This window comes from Nereida ignava (genome assembly GCF_001049735.1).
Classification (GTDB): domain Bacteria; phylum Pseudomonadota; class Alphaproteobacteria; order Rhodobacterales; family Rhodobacteraceae; genus Nereida; species Nereida ignava.
The window spans coordinates 13,172-30,846 of the sequence record NZ_CVPC01000023.1 but is presented as its reverse complement, the minus strand read 5'-3'; the positions used below and the strand labels follow the sequence as shown (position 1 = coordinate 30,846).

Genomic DNA, 17,675 nt, shown 5'->3' with positions numbered 1-17,675 from the left:
CCCGCCAAGCTCTTTGCGTTGAGGTGCAAGACAAGATGAACTCAGATGATGTTTTGCGTGTCATACATCGTTTGCTGATGAAATACGGAAAGCCTGAATGCATTCGATCTGACAATGGCGGGGAGTTCGTAGCTGAACACCTTCAAAAATGGCTCAGAAAGGTTGGCGTCAAACCAATCCAAATCTACCCAGGCAGTCCTTGGGAAAACGGTTACAATGAACGGTTCAACGGTATTCTTCGCCAAGAAGTCTTAAACGCTGAATGGTTCCACAGCATCAAACAGGCTCAGGTCGCAATCAATATTTGGCTCAAAGAATACAATCACATCAGGCCCCATCATGCACTCGGAATGCGACCTCCCATGCCAGAAACCTTATTAGAGAAATCCAAAATTAGTGGCACTGAAATTGGGGGCTAGACACCTGGAGTTTATGCTTAATCGCTGTACCCACCTACGCGACCCGGTCGGTTCGATGCGCAGAAACAGCCCGTGAAGATCGTAATACTTACCGGGGGCACGAAGGTTGCGAACAGCAGTCGCAGAAAGCTGAGTTCCTGTTTTGGGCACACCTATCCCCTAATGTGTCCCCTAAAAAGTACTGGATGCAGCTGGAATAAGCAAGAACTAGCGGGATTAAAAATTCATATTAATAACAAGAAAATATATAGGATTAGATCTTTTGAACACTTCATGGATCATAATATGGCAGACTGAGCCTCCGCCACCTTTCTTTTTAATGTGATTTCTAGGTGGTTAGCGGCTTTAGCTAACCCTGGTTGGTGTGGATTAAGGCCCGAAGAGCTATGCAGATTACCCACTGCACAGCACATCCGGCCTTCAGCTATTTTCAGAAAACCAAATTAAAGCAACTCAGCCCAAACCTGCGATCAGTTTGGGGATGTTGGTTTTGAATTTGAAGAAACCTGCCGTGGCATAGGGCCAAGCTTGCGCGTCATAGTCTGGCATCGCTTGGGTTAATGCTATTCCTTTACCTTTCAATGCCTTGTCGAGCTTTTTTAAGGTGTCATTTGCTGGGCCGATTGGGGCGTAGTTTGCAGCGACTTGATCGCATTCCAGATCCGCGGCCAGCTGTGCGATGGCGTCCATATCCAAAATTTCCGGCGTCATTCCCAATTTGTCTGCGAAACGCTCACCGGTGTCTTGCAGCCCGCCTTCCGTGAATACACGCACGTTTTCCGCCACGTTCAGCGGCGTGCGTGCATCGTGACAGGCCAAGGCAGCCGCGCCGACAACTTCACATCCTCGGGTTGCGTTCAGCACGGTCGAAAGCGCCATGTCATCTTCGTGGATCACGATCAGCGTGCGTGCGCCGGCTTGGGGCGCATCTGGTATTTTGATAGGTTGTCGTTCGGGGTTTGCAAAGCCGGTCAGGGGGTCTGCATGGGGGGCAAGGCCCGTTGGTCTAAAACGCCCCTCGGTGTATTTTGTGATGTTGTCGGGGCGGGCCAGATAGGTCTTGCCCACGGTTTGAAGTCCGCCGACCCACCGCCATGAGCAGGTGTTTGAAGCGGCATCGCCGTCAAGCAGGTGGCGCATGAAGAAATCCGCGCCCAACTCCCAAGGTAGCCGAAGCGTGAAGATCCAGATTGATGCGAACCACATCCGTGCGTGATTGTGCAAGTAACCTGTCTCAGCCAGCTCTTTGGCCCAATGATCAAAACAGTCGATCCCCGTGGTGCCGGCGCAGGCGGCTTTCCACTCGGTGCGCAGCCCACTTTGGGTTTGCACATTGTTCAGCGCGGCGTTCAGCCCTTGTTTGTACATCCCCCAAACTGGCGCGCGCATCTCAAGCCAGCCTTTCCAATAGGTGCGCCAATAGACTTCTTGAACGAATTTTTCGAGACTTTGTGCGCTGTATCGTCCCAGAACTGTACGCAAAACTTCTTTTTCTGTGATCAGTCTGTGACGGATATAGGGCGAGAGTTGTGACACACCTTCGTGGCCTGCAACGTCATAATTTCTCCGCAGGCCATAGCGCCCTGCGCGTGGCACGAATGAGGAGAGGCGCTCGAGCGCGGCGGTGCGGGTCGGGGGGAAATGTATTTGTGTCATGGGCGGCAGATAACGCGCCATGAAGTGGTTTCAACAAAAAGCCTCGCGCCGCCTTGCAGCCCGCTAACACGCGTCCTAATCTTATCTTAGTAAATTGAGGCTACTAAGTAGCGGCACACACATGCAGGATGAGGCATTCCCATGAAAGATCCAGTCGAAACATATATGAACCTTGTCCCTATGGTTGTTGAGCAAACCAGCCGTGGCGAACGCGCCTATGACATTTTCTCGCGCCTTTTGAAGGAGCGGATCATCTTTTTGAACGGCCCCGTCCATGATGGCATGTCGCAGCTTGTCGTGGCGCAGTTGCTCCACCTTGAGGCTGAAAATCCGTCCAAAGAGATCAGCATGTACATCAACTCACCAGGTGGTGTGGTGACGTCAGGTTTGTCCATTTATGACACCATGCAGTACATTCGCCCCAAAGTATCGACACTTGTGATCGGTCAGGCGGCATCCATGGGCTCGCTTCTGCTGACGGCTGGCGAAAAAGGTATGCGCTTTTCTCTGCCAAACAGCCGCGTGATGGTTCACCAGCCTTCTGGCGGATACCAAGGCCAGGCGACAGACATCATGATCCACGCTCAGGAAACCCAGAAGCTTAAGACCCGTTTGAATGAGATCTACGTCAAGCACACGGGCAATAAGTTGAAAGACGTCGAAGCAGCGCTTGAGCGTGATAACTTCATGTCGCCCGAAGAGGCAAAAGACTGGGGTTTGATCGACGAGATCGTTGAAAACCGCTCCAAAGGTGACGACGCTTAGTGATGCTTTTCCATCGGAATACTTGGGCCGGACATGAGTGTGTTAAGCCCTTGTTAACCTTTGATCGCAGCACCGCTTAAACGATTAGAAGAATGCCCCCAATTTCTCGAAATGGGGGCATTTTCGCATTGTAGCCGATTTTTGCCTGTCTTAGCATGGGTCGACGTCAAGATGGCACCAAACGCAACTCGGGGGACACGCCCCCAAAGGATGATACTATGACCAACCAAGCAAGCGGCGACGGAAAGAACACACTTTACTGCAGCTTTTGCGGTAAATCGCAGCATGAGGTGCGCAAACTTATCGCGGGTCCAACGGTATTCATTTGTGATGAATGCGTTGAATTGTGCATGGATATCATCCGTGAAGAGACAAAAGCGACCGGTTTAAAGTCATCCGAAGGCGTGCCAACGCCGCTCGAGATTTGTGGCGTATTGGACGATTATGTTATTGGCCAAGCCAAGGCAAAGCGCGTGCTGTCGGTGGCGGTTCACAACCACTACAAACGACTGAACCATGCTGGTAACGGGTCGGACATCGAGTTGGCCAAATCAAACATCATGCTAATCGGGCCAACGGGGTGCGGAAAAACACTTCTTGCCCAAACTCTAGCGCGCATTCTTGATGTGCCCTTCACCATGGCCGACGCCACCACATTGACCGAAGCCGGTTATGTTGGTGAAGATGTTGAGAACATCATTTTGAAGTTGCTGCAGGCGTCTGAATATAACGTCGAGCGCGCACAGCGCGGCATCGTCTACATTGACGAAGTTGATAAAATCACACGCAAGTCTGACAACCCGTCAATTACCCGCGATGTGTCGGGCGAGGGCGTGCAGCAGGCTCTGCTGAAGATCATGGAAGGTACAGTTGCTTCTGTGCCACCCCAAGGTGGGCGCAAGCATCCACAGCAAGAGTTTTTGCAGGTGGACACAACTAACATTCTGTTCATCTGCGGCGGGGCTTTTGCCGGCCTTGATAAGATCATTGCGCAGCGTGGCAAGGGATCTGCGATGGGCTTTGGGGCTGACGTCAAAGACGAAAGCCAAAAGACTGTGGGTGAGTACTTCAAAGACCTCGAACCTGAGGATCTGCTGAAATTCGGCCTTATCCCGGAGTTTGTTGGCCGCTTGCCTGTTATTGCGACGCTCGAAGACTTGGACGAAGACGCGCTGGTCACTATTCTGACCCAGCCTAAGAACGCGCTGGTGAAGCAATATCAACGCCTGTTTGAGCTTGAAGATGTTCAGCTGACCTTCACCGATGATGCGTTGTCCGCTATTTCTAAGCGCGCGATTGAGCGTAAAACCGGTGCGCGTGGCCTGCGCTCGATCCTCGAAGACATCTTGCTTGATACCATGTTTGACATGCCCGGTCAGGAAAGCGTCACCGAGGTGGTCGTCAATGAAGAAGCTGTTAATTCTGACGCAGAACCCTTGCTGATCCACGGTGATACAAAAGCCAAAGAAGACGCAACCGCATGATCAAGCGCATCCACTCCGGAGGAGAATTTGAAGCCAAGATTGGTTATTGCCGCGCTGTTGTTGCAGGTGGATTTGCATTTGTTGCCGGTACCGTTGGTCAAGGTGATGACGTTGTCAGCCAATGCGGTTCTGCGCTTGAGACCATCAAGAATGCGCTGACCGAGGCAGGCTCCGACATCTCCAAAGCGGTTCGCGTGACGTATTACTTGCCCGACATCACAGAGTTTGAGGCCTGCTGGCCGCAGCTTTCTGAGGCGTTCGGTGATAATCCGCCTGCGGCCACGGTGATTGAAGCAAAGCTTTTGCACCCGCGCTTCCGGATTGAGATCGAAGTTACAGCGCTGGCCTAACCGCACTGCGCAGATCGTATGCAAAACGTAATCTGCCTAGACGTTGGGGCACAAATGCGGCATAGCAAGGCAAGTAGATCAAAGAGGGCACCCATGGGTATTTTGAACTTCGTGAAACGGGCCGCCGTTTGGTGGGACGGACAAACACTCGGAACACAGCTGTGGACATGGCGCAAAGGCACTTTGGTCGGCCAAGATTCCCAAGGAAATAAGTTTTATCAAAGCAAAGACGCCGCGCGCCGTTGGGTGATTTTCAACGGCGAAGCAGAAGCTTCGCGGGTTGATCCGGACTGGCATGGCTGGCTGCACCACACCTGGAATGAAACGCCCACTGATGCGCCACTGGCACACAAACCGTGGGAAAAAGAGCACCTGCCGAACCTAACTGGTACAACGCTTGCCTATGCGCCCGCAGGGTCTATCCGCAAAGGTGACCCAGCACCGCGTAGCGACTACGAGGCGTGGACGCCGGAGTAACTCACGGGGTTCTGACCGATTTTTCTGTAAATAGGCAAAGGTGTTTGCATGACGTATTCCCGCGGTGAAATTGCCCTTGGTGGCGTCGTTCTGGCGGCAGCTACTGCCTTTTTGATCTATGCAGCAGGCCTGACAGGGTTTGGTGCAAACTCTGGTGGTCAATTCACGCTACAAGCAAGCTTCCGTAGCGCAGATGGCGTCGCAGTTGGGACAGATGTTCGGTTGGCTGGCGTCAAGATTGGCGCTGTTACGGCGATGGATTTGAACCCTGTCACCTACCGCGCTGAAACGACACTGGCGATCGCAGATGGCGTTGAAATTCCCGATGATAGTGCAATCTCAATTGAATCTGAAGGCCTTCTTGGCGGTAACTTCGTCAACATTTCCCCCGGTGGGTCAGAGTTCTACTTTGCTAGCGGCGATGAGGTTGAAGACACCCAAAGCGCCGTTAGTCTGATCACACTGCTGCTGCGTTTTGTCGGTGGATCGACTGAATGACAGTGGTTTGGCGTTCTTTTGTTGCGCTATTTCTATCCGCGTCTGCCAGTTTCGCGCAATCTGCTGAGACTGCAACAGGCGGTACGCTACGCGTCCTCGATAAAACCAACGGCACTGTTTCAGACTTTGACCTTGCATCAGGTCAGTCGGCTCAAAAAGGCTTGATTAGCGTACAGCTGCGCGAATGTCGGTACCCCACGTCAAACCCGACGGGCGATGCCTTCGCGCTTATTACAGTGCGTGCGCAAGGCGCTAATGATCCGGTGTTTGACGGTTGGATGATTGCTTCTGCACCTGCGCTGAATGCGTTAGAACACCCGCGCTATGACGTCTGGGTATTGCGCTGCAAAACATCTTGAGGGCTTGGCGCACGCCCGTCCGTAAACGCAAAATTAGCACTTTGAGAGAGCGCCATACCAAGACGGCGGTGATATTCCGTCCGTGGAATTTCTACAGCACCAAGGCTGGCAAGGTGATCTGTAAGAAACTGAGTATCAAACAAGCTGAACCCTTGCGTCCGCAGCATATCGATCAAATAGGCGAGAGCCATTTTCGAGCCATTAGTCGCGTTCGAAAACATGCTTTCGCCAAAAAACGCAGTGCCTATGGCCACGCCGTAAACACCTCCAATCAAGGTATTTTCTTCGCCGCGTACCTCAATTGAGTGGGCGTCCCCGCGGGTATGCAGTTCGAGGTACAGCTCTTTGATCTGCGCGTTGATCCAGGTTTCGCTTCGCGCCGCACATTGATCAACGACTTCTTCAAACGCCTGATTAAGGGTGACGCTGTGCGGTGTGGTGCGCATCGCTTTTGCCAGTGACCGTGAGATGTGAAAACGGTCCAGCTCGAAGATGCCGCGCTGACGTGGGTCGACCCAGAAGACCTCATTGACTTCACGGCCTTCAGACATCGGGAAAATACCCGAGCGGTAGGCTTGAAGCACCAGATCGGAGCTGAGTTTGTCCATTGGCATGCGGCATGAGCCTTTCTTGCGTAGCGTGCGCCAGCTTGGCCCAAAAGAAAAGGCCAGTTTTTCAACTGGCCCGAGGTATTATGTTTTCAAGGGCTTAGCCCTGCAAGTTTGTTTCCAGCCAGTGTTCAAGCCAATGGATATCATAATTACCATCCAGAATGTCTTGCTCTGCCAGAAGTGCGTAAAACAGTGGAACAGTTGTATCGACACCATCAACAATCAGCTCCCCCAAGGCACGGCTGAGACGCGCCAAAGCTTCGGGGCGGTCGCGTCCATGAACGATCAATTTGCCGATCAAGCTGTCGTAGTAGGGCGGGATTGAATAGCCATCATAGAGGGCGGAATCCATCCGCACACCCAAGCCGCCGGGCGCGTGATACTGGGTGATCTTGCCGGGGCAGGGCGCAAAGTTTGGCAGGCGCTCCGCGTTGATCCGAACCTCGATTGAGTGGCCGTTGATCTTAAGATCGTCTTGGCCAAACGTCATATCTTTGCCGGCCGCCACAAGGATTTGCTCACGGACCAGATCAACACCAAAAATACCTTCAGTAACAGGGTGTTCCACTTGAAGGCGGGTGTTCATCTCGATGAAGTAGAATTCGCCATTCTCATAAAGAAACTCGATTGTGCCTGCGCCGATGTAGTTGATGTCGGCCACAGCATTTGCACAGATTTCGCCGATCTTGGCGCGCGTTTCGGCGTCAATTGAGGGCCCGGGAGCCTCTTCAAAGACCTTTTGGTGGCGGCGTTGCAGTGAGCAGTCGCGCTCTCCGAGGTGAACGGCTTTGCCCTTACCGTCGCCAAACACCTGAATTTCGATGTGGCGCGGTGTATCGAGGTATTTCTCAATATAGACTTCATCGTTGCCGAAGTTTGCTTTGCCTTCAGAACGCGCAGTGCGGAAAGCGTTGGTCATTTCCTCTTCGGAATTGGCCACTTTCATGCCTTTACCGCCGCCACCCGCAGTTGCTTTGATGATCACCGGATAGCCAATGTCACGACCAACTTGCAGCGCAGTTTCAAGATCAGGCACGCCACCATCAGAGCCTGGAACACATGGCACGCCAAGGCGTTTCATAGTGTCTTTTGCTGTGATCTTGTCACCCATCACGCGGATATGCTCAGCTGTGGGGCCAATAAAGGTGATCCCGTGATCCTGCAAAATCTGCACGAAATTAGCGTTTTCAGACAAAAAGCCATAGCCGGGGTGGATCGCTTGGGCGCCGGTTACTTCGCAAGCGGCCACAATCGCAGCAACGTTCAGGTAACTGTCAGTAGACGAGGGCGGCCCGATACAGATGGCTTCGTCGGCCATGCGTACATGCATCGCGTCACTGTCAGCTGTTGAGTGGACGGCAACGCTGCCGATGCCCATCTCGCGGCAAGCGCGGATGACGCGAAGGGCAATCTCGCCGCGGTTCGCAATGAGGATTTTATCGAACATGCTGACTGCCTTATTCGATGATCATCAAAGGTGCGCCGAACTCAACTGCGTCACCATCAGCAACCAAGATGCGTTTCACTGTACCTGAGCGCGGGGCGGGGATGTGGTTCATCGTTTTCATCGCTTCGATGATCAACACGGTGTCGCCTTCGTTGACTTGTGCGCCAACGCTTACAAACGCGGGGCTACCGGGTTCGGCCTGCAGATACGCTGTGCCGACCATGGGTGAAGCCACTGCGCCGGGGTGATCGGATGGGTCCTCACTGGCGGCACTTGCTGCGGGCGCTGCTGCGGCGGGCGCTGGCGCTGCGGCTACTGGTGCTGCAACGGCGGCCGCTGCAGGGGCTGCGGCTTGGACCACATTTGTTTGTTTGCTCACACGCACGTTTAGGCTGTCGTTTTCGCCGTAGTCGCGTTTTACCTGCAATTCAGTCAGTTCGTTTTCATTCAAAAGAGCAGCAAGTGCCTGAATAAACTCAACATCTGTCTCGTGGGGCTTCTTCGCCATGATCTTATTATCCCTCTGATCTTCCCGTGGGCTATTACCACTTATTCCGCTCGTGTATAGGCCAAGGTTTTCCCAAGGGAAAGCACCCGCATGTTGTTTTCACATGCAGGTGCTGATCACGTTTTCGGGGAAGGGGAGCCGAAAGTGGCTTAGCCCTTTCGGTTCATCCGGTTTTCGATCAGATCGTCCACCACACTTGGGTCCGCAAGTGTTGAGGTGTCGCCCAGTGTCGCAAAGTCATCTTCGGCGATCTTGCGCAAAATACGGCGCATGATTTTGCCTGAGCGTGTTTTCGGCAAACCCGGTGCCCATTGGATCAGGTCCGGCTTGGCGATTGGTCCGATTTCTGAGCGAACCCATGTTTCAAGCTCTTTGCGCAGCGCGTCTGATGGCTCCTCACCGGTCATCAGGGTGACATAGGCGTAGATACCTTGGCCTTTGATGTCATGGGGGTAACCCACAACAGCGCTTTCGGCGACTTTGGCATGTGCAACCAATGCGCTTTCAACTTCCGCCGTGCCCATGCGGTGGCCGGATACGTTGATCACGTCGTCCACACGGCCGGTGATCCAGTAATCACCGTCTGCGTCGCGGCGGCACCCATCACCTGTGAAATAGTAGCCTTTGTAGTCTGAGAAATACGTCTTCTCAAAACGCTCATGGTCGCCCCAAACAGTGCGCATTTGACCCGGCCAGCTGTCTTTGATGACCAGAACGCCTTCAACGTCGTTACCGTGGATTTCCTCGCCAGAGGTTGCGTCCAGAACCGCAGGCTCAATGCCGAAGAATGGTTGTTGCGCCGAGCCCGGCTTGAGGGTTGTTGCACCAGGCATCGGTGTCATCAAGTGACCACCCGTTTCTGTTTGCCACCATGTGTCAACGATGGGGCAGGTACCTTTGCCGACAACGTCGTTGTACCAGTTCCATGCCTCTGGGTTGATCGGCTCACCAACCGTGCCCAAAACTTTGAGCGCTGACAAATCGCATTTTTCCACAAACTCGTTACCTTGACCCATCAAGGCGCGAATGGCGGTTGGGGCAGTGTAGAATTGGTTTACGCTGTGCTTTTCACAAACCTGCCAAAAACGGCTGGCATCGGGGTAGGTTGGGACGCCTTCAAACATCACTGTGGTCGCACCATTGGCGAGGGGGCCGTAGACGATATAGCTGTGGCCCGTGACCCAGCCCACGTCCGCGGTGCACCAATAGACGTCGCCGTCGTGGTAATCGAACGTGTATTGATGGGTCATTGCCGCGTAGACAAGATAGCCGCCTGACGTGTGCACAACGCCCTTCGGCTGACCGGTTGAACCGGATGTATATAGGATGAACAGCGGATCTTCGGCGCCCATCTCAACGGGGGCGAATGTGGTGTCTGCTTTTGCGGCCAAGGCGTTGTAGTCAACGTCGCGGTCAGTCCATGCGACGTCGCCACCTGTGCGCTTTACCACAAGGCTTTTCACGCTTGCGTCACAGCTTTCAAGTGCTTTGTCTGTGTTGGATTTCAGTGCCGTGTTGCGTCCGCCGCGGGGGGCTTCATCAGCGGTAATCACAACTTTTGCTTCGCAGCCGTTGATCCGTGACGCCAGCGCATCAGGCGAGAAACCAGCAAACACGATTGAATGGATCGCACCCATCCGCGCGCAAGCCAACATTGCATAGGCAGCTTCGGGGATCATCGGTAGGTAAAGCACAACGCGGTCACCTTTGGTGACGCCAAGGTCGGCCAGCACATTCGCCATGCGGCAGGTGTTGTCGTGCAACTCTTGGTAAGTGATGTGCTTTGCTTCGTCTGTCGGGCTGTCAGGTTCCCAGATGATCGCAGTTTGATTGGCGCGTGTCGCAAGATGGCGGTCGATACAGTTGGCGGCCACGTTCAGCGTGCCATCTGCGTACCAATTAATTTTCACCTGACCCAATGTGTAATCGACGTCTTTTACTTCGGTGAACGGCTTGATCCAATCGATGCGTTTGCCTTCGTTGCCCCAGAACGCAGCGGGGTCGGCGATGCTTGCGGCGTATGTCTTGGCATAGCCTTCCGCATCAATATGGGCGTTTTTTGCAAATTCGGGTGAGGGGCTCAGGTCAGACATTTTGTCAGCCTCCTTCAATCAATTGGTCAGGGAGCGGTTACGACAGCGCCACATGGGACTGTGCAGAATAAATAGAACGAGTGTGCTATGTGCGCCGCGCCAAACATCAGTTTTGTGATGGGGCAGGGCGGCGCACATGAAGGTGAGGTACTTAAATCGCGAGGTACTCAGAGCGCAGCTCGGCGTTTTCCAAAACTTCTTGAGCGGTGCCGTCAAAGACGATGCCACCAGTATCAAGGATCACCGCACGGTCAGCCAACTCAAGCGCACGCACAGCGTTTTGCTCAACGATGACAGTTGTGATGCCTTGCTCTTTGATGGTCATCAGCGTCTTTTCGATCTCGTCCACGATGACGGGGGCAAGACCTTCGTAAGGCTCATCAAGCAGCAGCACTTTGATGTCGCGGGCAAGTGCACGGGCAATCGCGAGCATCTGTTGCTCACCACCGGACAGGGTAATGCCCTCTTGTTTGCGACGCTCGCCAAGGCGCGGGAACATCTCGTAGAGGCGCTCGTGCGACCAACCGATGGGCGGTGCAATCTGTGCCAGTGTGATGTTTTCTTCAACGGTCAAGCCGGGGATGATGCGACGGTCTTCAGGCACAAGGCCCAGACCCGCACCGGCAGCTTGGTGGCTGGACATTTGGTGAAGCGGCTGGTGGTCGAGCCAAATCTCGCCTTTGCGTACTTCGGGGTCACCCATGCGCGCGATAGAGCGCAGGGTCGATGTTTTACCAGCACCGTTGCGGCCCAAAAGTGCGAGGATTTCACCTTCGTGGACGTTAAAGCTGACGCCTTGCACGATGTAGCTTTCACCGTAGTAGGCGTGCATGTCCCAAACGCTGAGGAATGCTGGTGCAGTCGCGGCTTGGTTGGCGTTTTTGCTGAAGTCGGGTTTTACATTCATTGTTCTGTGTCCTTCCCTTAATCCACGCTCTCGCCGAGGTAGGCTTCGCGCACTTTCGGGTGGCCCTTAATGTTTTCGGGCGTGTCTTCGACCAACGGTGTGCCTTGTGCCAAAACGGTGATCCGCTCTGCCAGTGAGAAAACAACGTGCATATCGTGTTCGATGATCGCGATTGTGATGTCGCGCTCTTCTTTGATCTGCTTGAGAAGGTCGATTGTGTTGTTTGTATCTGCACGCGCCATGCCGGCTGTTGGCTCATCGAGCAGCAGCAGACGTGGATCTTGTGACAAACACATCGCAATCTCGAGGCGGCGTTTATCACCGCGTGACATGGAGCCCGTCAGCATGTGACGCTTATCGGCCAGGTTCATGTCCTCAAGCATTTGCATCGCTTTGTCCTGCACTTCGGCCTGTGATGTCACAGAACCGATGGCGTTCATCGCAAATGCACCGTCACGCTTTGCAAAGCAGGGGATCAACATGTTTTCCATAACGTTCAAATCTGTAAAGATTTCAGGTGTTTGGAACACACGGCTAATGCCCATCTGGCAGATTTCGTAAGGTGTGCGGCCCAAGACCGATTGCCCTTCGAAAGTAACCGAGCCCGTGTCGGGGATCAGTTTACCGATCAGACAGTTCAGGAGGGTAGATTTACCCGCACCGTTTGGACCGATGATTGCGTGAACGCTGTTCTCAGCAACGCTGAGGTTAACATCACCAAGGGCTTGCAGACCGCCGAAACGTTTGCCGACCCCTTTGACTTCTAGAATACCCATAATTCAGGCTCCTTATTCTGCGGGTTCGACGTTGGCGGATGATTTGTCATCGGCCTTCGCTTTGCGTTTGAACATTGCACCGATGCGCTGTCCGCCCTCAACCAAGCCACCTGGCAGGAAGATGACAACAAGCATGAACACGATACCAAGTGTGAGGTGCCAGCCTTTGCCGATGAACGGGTAGAGCATTGCAACGATCACATCTTCGAGGCCATCTGGCATGAAGGCAAACCACTGGTGCAGAACGCTTTCGTTGATCTTGGAGAAGATGTTCTCGAAGTATTTGATCATACCTGCGCCCAAAACGGGGCCGATCAATGTACCTGCGCCGCCAAGGATCGTCATCAAGACAACCTCGCCAGATGCAGTCCACTGCATGCGCTCTGCGCCTGCAAGGGGATCCATTGAAACCATCAGACCACCAGCAAGACCTGCATACATGCCCGAGATGACAAAGCATGCCAGCATGTAAGGGCGTGTGTTGAGGCCTGTGTAGTTAAGGCGCTGTTGGTTCGATTTAATCGCACGCAACATCAGACCGAAAGGAGAGCGGAAGATACGGATCGCGGTGTAGAACGCCAAGATCATAACGACGGCACACAAGTAGTACCCAACGTTGAACGTGAAGGTCCAACCACCCAACACCAATTCTGCACTATCGCGCATTTCCATGCCGAAGATCGCAGGGGAGGGGATGTTGCCGCCAGAAGAAGCACTGTCAAGGATCCGCGGATCGCTAAGCGCCGTTTGAAGGCCAGTCTCACCACCTGTGATAGGTGTCAAAACCGACGCTGCCAAAGCAAAGGACATTTGTGCAAACGCCAGTGTCAGGATCGAAAAGTAAATTCCTGAGCGACGCAAGCTGATGTAGCCAATCGCGATTGAGAAGATACCGGCAACAAGTGTTGAGATCAGAATGGCTGGGATCACGTTGATCGTCAGCAGTTTCATCATCCAAACACCGGCGTAGCTGCCCACACCCAAGAAGGCGGCGTGACCGAATGACAGGTATCCGGTCAGACCAAACAGCAGGTTGAAGCCAATGGCAAAGATGCCAAAGATCACAAAGCGCTGCATCAGGTCAGGGTAGCCCGCGTTGAATTGCGCCATCGCGCTTTCACCGGGGAAGGGGTTCAAGATGAACGGAGCAAGCATAACGAGGCCTGCAACGATCAGCAAAAGGTTAGCGTCTTTTTTGGCTAGTCCGAACATAGGATCAGTCCTCCATCACGCCTTTGCGACCCATAAGGCCACGGGGACGTGTCAATAGAATTAGAATGGCGACGAGGTAGATGATGATCTGGTTGATACCAGGCACCGCCTCAATCACGGCTTGCAGGGAGGCAAAGCTCTCTAGGATGCCGAGCAAGAACCCAGCCAAGACTGCGCCAGGCAAGCTGCCCATGCCGCCAACAACAACCACAACGAAGGAGATCACGAGGAAGTCCATGCCCATGTGGTAGTTCGGCGGGTTGATCGGGGTGTACATAACACCCGCAAGACCTGCCACGGCGGCGGCCACACCAAACATGATGGTAAAACGGCGGTCGATGTTGATGCCCAAAAGCCCAACAGTCTCGCGGTCAGCCATACCAGCCCGTACGACCATTCCGAATGTTGTGAACTGCAAGAAGGCAAATACGCCAGCAATCACAAGCATCGCAAAGAGGAAGTAGATAATGCGCCAGTAGGGGTAGATAATTTTATTGGCTTCGATACCCACAACAGCACCAAAATCAAACGAGCCGATAAACGCCTCGGGAGCGGGTGTTGGGATTTGGTTCGCGCCAAAGTAGTATTTGATGATCTCTTGTACCACAATCGCCAAACCGAACGTCACAAGGATCTGATCGGCGTGGGGGCGGTTGTAGAAGTGCTTAATCAAGCCACGCTCCATGATCACACCAATGCCGATCATGATCGGGATCGCAAACAGGATCGAGAGCGGAACGGCCCAGTCGATAATTGATGCGCCTAAGCTTTCTCCGAAGATGTCGTACAGATACGGCACCTCAACTTTGAGCGGGTTGCCCAAGAAGTCTGTGCGTGTTTCGTCCACAATTGTGTGGCTCAGCGTGAGCAGGCGGCTCAGGGTCACGGCGCAAAACGCGCCCATCATGAACAATGCCCCGTGAGCGAAGTTCACGACACCCAAGGTGCCAAAAATGAGCGTCAAGCCAAGAGCAATCAACGCATATGCGCTGCCCTTGTCCAGTCCGTTCAGGATTTGCAGGATAAACTGGTCCATTTGGCCCCCCTTGAGGTTCCCAGATTACAGGCAACACGTGCCTGATTTAGTCATGTATTGTTAGGTTTTAGGTGTCCTGTCCGCCGGTGCAGGTGCGTGGCGGACAGGACGAAGGTCTAAGACTTATGCGCCTGGGTTACATGAACCCAGCTCGCCACCGAAGATTGATGGATCGTAGGTCACCTGGCTGGCCGGTGTTACTTCCACGATTTCCAGCAAGTCGAACTCGTTTTCTGGGTTTTCTTTACCCTTCACAACAAGCACGTCTTTGATGCACTGGTGGTCTTCAGCGCGGTACAGCGTCTTGCCGTTACCCATGCCGTCAAACTCAAATCCTTCCAGCGCTTCAGCTACTGAACATGGGTTGAACGAGCCGCCACGTGCAACAGCATCTGCATACAGCAGGGTTTGCACGTAACATGTGTGCGCAGCCTGGCTGGGTGGGAAGCCGTATTTTGTGCCGAATGACTTAACGAATGCTTTTGAGCCTTCGTCGGTTAGTGACCAGTGCCAGCCGGTCGAGCCAAAGATGCCCGCAACGTTTTTACCAGCACCCTTCGCCATCAGGCGTGAGTAGAGCGGCACAACGATTTCGAAGTTCTTGCCGTTTGCTTGTGCAGCGCGCAGACCGAACTGAACAGCAGACGTCAGAGAGTTAACCATGTTTCCGCCGTAGTGGTTCAGAACCAGAACGTCGGCACCGGAGTTAAGAACTGGGGCAACATATGAAGAGAAGTCAGTCTGTGCCAGCGGTGTTTTAACAGCCGCAACAGTTTCCCAACCCATCGCTTCGGTTGATGTGCGAACAGCTTCTTCTGTGGTGTAACCCCAGTTGTAGTCCGCAGTCAGGTGGTAGGCCTTGCGGTCATTGCCGAAGTTGGCGCCCAACACTGGCGCAAGCGCCGCACCGGTCATGTATGAGTTGAAGAAGTGACGGAATCCATTGGCTTTTTTGTCTTTACCAGTGGTGTCGTTTGAGTGTGTCAAACCCGCCATAAAGATGATGCCCGCTTCCTGGCAAAGCGCCTGGACAGCAACCGCAACACCTGAAGAAGAACCGCCGGAAATCATGACAGCGCCGTCTTTTTCGATCATAGAGCGTGCAGACGCACGTGCCGCATCAGGCTTAGTCTGTGTATCACCTGTGACATATTCGACTTTCTTGCCCAAGATGCCGTTACCTTCGAGCGCTTTTGAGCTGAATGTGTTGAGCATGCCGCCGTCGCCGCCACCGTTCAGGTGCTCAACAGCAAGTTTGAATGCGCGCAGTTCGTCAGCACCTTCGTCCGCATATGGGCCGGTTTGTGGTACGTTGAAGCCAAGTGTCACTGTGCTGCCTGTTGGCGCGTTAGTGAAACCAGAGTGGCCAGCAGCGTTCAGGTATGTTGGTAGAGTCAGACCTGCGCCGGCAACTGCGCCGGTCTTGATCACGCCACGGCGTGTCAGGTTAGAATTAGACATTTAAGTCCTCCCTTAGTTTTGTTGGTAATTGCCGCTCGTTTACTCCCCGACCGGCAACACCATGCACTTATGTGCTGCGGCCAGCTTAAGAGGCTTTGTTAAGAATACAACAAATGTGCGTAACAAAACGATTTATTTGTAAAGAAAATCACAATATTCTTGTGTATACTGTAAATTGATTTTCTCGCACCTGCAGAAAGCCGTTGGAATGTCTGGATATTAATTATGAATATGAGATCGCTGACAGGGAGCCGCATCCGTGAACGGCGGATGAGTTTGGGGCTGAGGCAAGGTGATTTGGCCAAGTCTATCGGGATCAGCGCCTCGTACCTTAACTTGATCGAGCACAACAGGCGCAGAATCGCAGGCAAATTGCTGACAGAGCTTGCGCGCGCCTTGTCTGTTGAGGTTACGGCCCTGACCGACGGGGCGGAGGCCAGTAAAGTAGCCGCGCTTCAAGGTGCTGCGGCGTCAGCAGAGGCGGCGCAGTTGGGCGTGTCTCTTGATACTGAGCAACTTGAAGAAATTGCGGGCCGGTTTCCTACATGGGCGGACCTGATCGCCCAGCAGCACCAGAAAATTCGCGCGCTTAATCACATCGTTGATACGCTTTCGGACCGGCTCGCCCATGATCCGTTTTTGTCAACTTCGCTGCATGACGTGATCACCACAGTAACGTCGATCCGTTCGTCCAGCTCAATCCTGGCTAAAGAAGATGAGCTTGACCCCGAGTGGCGCAAAAGATTTGAGCGCAACATTTTCAACGACAGCCGCCGGCTTGCGGAAAGCGCGCAGTCTTTAGCCAACTATCTTGATGGGGCGGCGGATGCTTCTGCAACTCTTGGCTCGCCCCAAGAGGAAGTTGACCGCGTTCTTGAAGACCGTGGCTTTAGCTTTGAGGCGCTTGAGGGCGGTGCCGCACCGCAAGGTGTTGTGACGTCCCTGATTGATGAGGCGAACTTGCGCAGCCCGCAAGCGGCTGGCCTTTTGCGCGTGGTGTTGCAACGCTATCAGCAAGACGCGGGCCTTCTGCCTATGTCTACTTTGCTCAAGGCGCTTCATGCTGACCTTGGCGGTGAGGCAGGGCAGACGCAGCTGAACCCTGTGCGCTTGGCGGCGCGGTTGCAAATGCCTCTTGAGGTCGTGTTGCGTCGTTTGGCCCATATTCCTGAAGACAAAGCGCCTTTTCCCATGGGGTTGGTGATTTGTGATGCCTCTGGCACGTTGATTTACCGCAAGCCTGTCGCGGGCTTTGACGTGCCGCGTGTCGGGGCGCCTTGTGCGCTTTGGCCCATGTTTCGTGCGCTGAACCAGCCAATGCAGCCCCTGCGCGCAGTTGTTCAGCAGGTCGGGGCATCGCGGCCTGCGATGCGCGCTTTTGCGGTCTCCACGCCTGTTGTTATGGGTGATTTTGACCGACCTGCCATCTATGAGGCGACCATGTTGATTGCCGCAGACACGACTGCGCCGCCCTCGGAGGCGGAAAAAGTTGGTCCCAGTTGCCGGATTTGTTCGGTCTCGGAATGCGCAGTCCGCCGCGAGCCGTCTGTATTGGCCGATACCATAAGTGCCTTTTGACAACAGCGCGTGGATGGGTACAACTGATCAAGCTGGAC

The 17,675-nt window shown here is 53.8% G+C and carries 18 protein-coding genes; 8 read left to right on the top strand and 10 right to left on the bottom strand.

Going from position 1 to position 17,675, the window contains the following annotated elements:
• Positions 1-419: integrase core domain-containing protein (locus NIG5292_RS13075; protein WP_048599991.1), on the top strand; the 419-nt coding region annotated here is incomplete at its 5' end.
• Between the two features lie 453 nt (positions 420-872).
• Here the strand turns inward: NIG5292_RS13075 and NIG5292_RS13070 are convergent.
• Complete coding sequence (locus tag NIG5292_RS13070) at positions 873-2,096, bottom strand: FAD-binding domain-containing protein (protein ID WP_233488231.1); 1,224 nt, start codon at positions 2,094-2,096, stop codon at positions 873-875.
• Positions 2,097-2,216: 120 nt separating this feature from the next.
• Here NIG5292_RS13070 and NIG5292_RS13065 point away from each other — a divergent pair, with 120 nt between their 5' ends.
• The 6 genes from NIG5292_RS13065 (at position 2,217) to NIG5292_RS13040 (ending at position 6,008) form a co-directional block, all read left to right on the top strand.
• Positions 2,217-2,840, top strand: a complete 624-nt coding sequence (locus tag NIG5292_RS13065) for an ATP-dependent Clp protease proteolytic subunit (protein WP_048599986.1) — start codon at positions 2,217-2,219, stop codon at positions 2,838-2,840.
• Between the two features lie 218 nt (positions 2,841-3,058).
• Positions 3,059-4,324: an ATP-dependent Clp protease ATP-binding subunit ClpX gene (gene clpX, locus NIG5292_RS13060; RefSeq protein WP_048599985.1), complete on the top strand. Its 1,266-nt coding sequence runs from the start codon at positions 3,059-3,061 to the stop codon at positions 4,322-4,324.
• On the top strand, positions 4,321-4,674 hold the full coding sequence (locus NIG5292_RS13055; protein ID WP_048599984.1) for a Rid family hydrolase: 354 nt from the start codon (positions 4,321-4,323) through the stop codon (positions 4,672-4,674). The genes clpX and NIG5292_RS13055 overlap by 4 nt, the downstream gene beginning before the upstream one ends.
• Positions 4,675-4,767: 93 nt before the next feature.
• Positions 4,768-5,151: an NADH:ubiquinone oxidoreductase subunit NDUFA12 gene (locus NIG5292_RS13050; RefSeq protein WP_048599983.1), complete on the top strand. Its 384-nt coding sequence runs from the start codon at positions 4,768-4,770 to the stop codon at positions 5,149-5,151.
• A gap of 48 nt (positions 5,152-5,199) precedes the next feature.
• A complete protein-coding gene (gene mlaD / locus NIG5292_RS13045; protein WP_048599982.1) occupies positions 5,200-5,649 on the top strand; it encodes an outer membrane lipid asymmetry maintenance protein MlaD in 450 nt (149 codons plus the stop codon).
• Positions 5,646-6,008 (top strand): DUF2155 domain-containing protein, encoded by a 363-nt coding sequence (locus tag NIG5292_RS13040; protein ID WP_048599981.1) that lies wholly within the window; start codon positions 5,646-5,648, stop codon positions 6,006-6,008. The genes mlaD and NIG5292_RS13040 overlap by 4 nt, the downstream gene beginning before the upstream one ends.
• On the opposite strand, the gene aat is transcribed toward NIG5292_RS13040, so the two are convergent.
• The 9 genes from aat to NIG5292_RS12995 form a co-directional block, all read right to left on the bottom strand.
• Complete coding sequence (gene aat / locus NIG5292_RS13035) at positions 5,972-6,616, bottom strand: leucyl/phenylalanyl-tRNA--protein transferase (protein WP_048599989.1); 645 nt, start codon at positions 6,614-6,616, stop codon at positions 5,972-5,974. The genes NIG5292_RS13040 and aat overlap by 37 nt on opposite strands.
• Positions 6,617-6,716: 100 nt before the next feature.
• Positions 6,717-8,066, bottom strand: a complete 1,350-nt coding sequence (gene accC, locus NIG5292_RS13030) for an acetyl-CoA carboxylase biotin carboxylase subunit (RefSeq protein ID WP_048599980.1) — start codon at positions 8,064-8,066, stop codon at positions 6,717-6,719.
• A gap of 10 nt (positions 8,067-8,076) precedes the next feature.
• A complete protein-coding gene (gene accB / locus NIG5292_RS13025; protein ID WP_048599979.1) occupies positions 8,077-8,574 on the bottom strand; it encodes an acetyl-CoA carboxylase biotin carboxyl carrier protein in 498 nt (165 codons plus the stop codon).
• Between the two features lie 149 nt (positions 8,575-8,723).
• Positions 8,724-10,667 carry an acetate--CoA ligase gene (gene acs, locus NIG5292_RS13020; RefSeq protein ID WP_048599978.1) on the bottom strand — a complete coding sequence of 648 codons (1,944 nt, stop codon included), beginning with the start codon at positions 10,665-10,667 and terminating at the stop codon, positions 8,724-8,726.
• 151 nt (positions 10,668-10,818) lie between these two features.
• Positions 10,819-11,574 (bottom strand): ABC transporter ATP-binding protein, encoded by a 756-nt coding sequence (locus NIG5292_RS13015; RefSeq protein ID WP_048599977.1) that lies wholly within the window; start codon positions 11,572-11,574, stop codon positions 10,819-10,821.
• 17 nt (positions 11,575-11,591) lie between these two features.
• Complete coding sequence (locus tag NIG5292_RS13010; protein WP_048599976.1) at positions 11,592-12,350, bottom strand: ABC transporter ATP-binding protein; 759 nt, start codon at positions 12,348-12,350, stop codon at positions 11,592-11,594.
• A 12-nt stretch (positions 12,351-12,362) separates the two neighbouring features.
• Positions 12,363-13,562 (bottom strand): branched-chain amino acid ABC transporter permease, encoded by a 1,200-nt coding sequence (locus NIG5292_RS13005; RefSeq protein WP_048599975.1) that lies wholly within the window; start codon positions 13,560-13,562, stop codon positions 12,363-12,365.
• Positions 13,563-13,566: 4 nt separating this feature from the next.
• The gene (locus NIG5292_RS13000; RefSeq protein WP_048599974.1) at positions 13,567-14,598 is read right to left on the bottom strand and encodes a branched-chain amino acid ABC transporter permease; all 1,032 of its coding nucleotides are present in this window, start codon (positions 14,596-14,598) and stop codon (positions 13,567-13,569) included.
• A gap of 123 nt (positions 14,599-14,721) precedes the next feature.
• Complete coding sequence (locus tag NIG5292_RS12995; protein ID WP_048599973.1) at positions 14,722-16,059, bottom strand: substrate-binding protein; 1,338 nt, start codon at positions 16,057-16,059, stop codon at positions 14,722-14,724.
• A gap of 225 nt (positions 16,060-16,284) precedes the next feature.
• Here NIG5292_RS12995 and NIG5292_RS12990 point away from each other — a divergent pair, with 225 nt between their 5' ends.
• Entirely contained in the window at positions 16,285-17,637 is a 1,353-nt protein-coding gene (locus NIG5292_RS12990) for a helix-turn-helix domain-containing protein (RefSeq protein WP_074842173.1), read from the top strand.
• The last annotated feature ends 38 nt before the right edge of the window (positions 17,638-17,675 follow it).

Coding starts and splice junctions, on each gene's coding strand:
- NIG5292_RS12990 (WP_074842173.1), top strand. CDS start 16,285: ATGAATATGAGATCGCTGACAGGGAGCCGCATCCGTGAACGGCGGATG.
- NIG5292_RS13000 (WP_048599974.1), bottom strand. CDS start 14,598: ATGGACCAGTTTATCCTGCAAATCCTGAACGGACTGGACAAGGGCAGC.
- accB (WP_048599979.1), bottom strand. CDS start 8,574: ATGGCGAAGAAGCCCCACGAGACAGATGTTGAGTTTATTCAGGCACTT.
- NIG5292_RS13070 (WP_233488231.1), bottom strand. CDS start 2,096: ATGGCGCGTTATCTGCCGCCCATGACACAAATACATTTCCCCCCGACC.
- NIG5292_RS13055 (WP_048599984.1), top strand. CDS start 4,321: ATGATCAAGCGCATCCACTCCGGAGGAGAATTTGAAGCCAAGATTGGT.
- NIG5292_RS12995 (WP_048599973.1), bottom strand. CDS start 16,059: ATGTCTAATTCTAACCTGACACGCCGTGGCGTGATCAAGACCGGCGCA.
- aat (WP_048599989.1), bottom strand. CDS start 6,616: ATGGACAAACTCAGCTCCGATCTGGTGCTTCAAGCCTACCGCTCGGGT.
- acs (WP_048599978.1), bottom strand. CDS start 10,667: ATGTCTGACCTGAGCCCCTCACCCGAATTTGCAAAAAACGCCCATATT.
- clpX (WP_048599985.1), top strand. CDS start 3,059: ATGACCAACCAAGCAAGCGGCGACGGAAAGAACACACTTTACTGCAGC.
- NIG5292_RS13040 (WP_048599981.1), top strand. CDS start 5,646: ATGACAGTGGTTTGGCGTTCTTTTGTTGCGCTATTTCTATCCGCGTCT.
- NIG5292_RS13065 (WP_048599986.1), top strand. CDS start 2,217: ATGAAAGATCCAGTCGAAACATATATGAACCTTGTCCCTATGGTTGTT.
- NIG5292_RS13005 (WP_048599975.1), bottom strand. CDS start 13,562: ATGTTCGGACTAGCCAAAAAAGACGCTAACCTTTTGCTGATCGTTGCA.
- NIG5292_RS13010 (WP_048599976.1), bottom strand. CDS start 12,350: ATGGGTATTCTAGAAGTCAAAGGGGTCGGCAAACGTTTCGGCGGTCTG.
- NIG5292_RS13015 (WP_048599977.1), bottom strand. CDS start 11,574: ATGAATGTAAAACCCGACTTCAGCAAAAACGCCAACCAAGCCGCGACT.
- accC (WP_048599980.1), bottom strand. CDS start 8,066: ATGTTCGATAAAATCCTCATTGCGAACCGCGGCGAGATTGCCCTTCGC.
- NIG5292_RS13050 (WP_048599983.1), top strand. CDS start 4,768: ATGGGTATTTTGAACTTCGTGAAACGGGCCGCCGTTTGGTGGGACGGA.
- mlaD (WP_048599982.1), top strand. CDS start 5,200: ATGACGTATTCCCGCGGTGAAATTGCCCTTGGTGGCGTCGTTCTGGCG.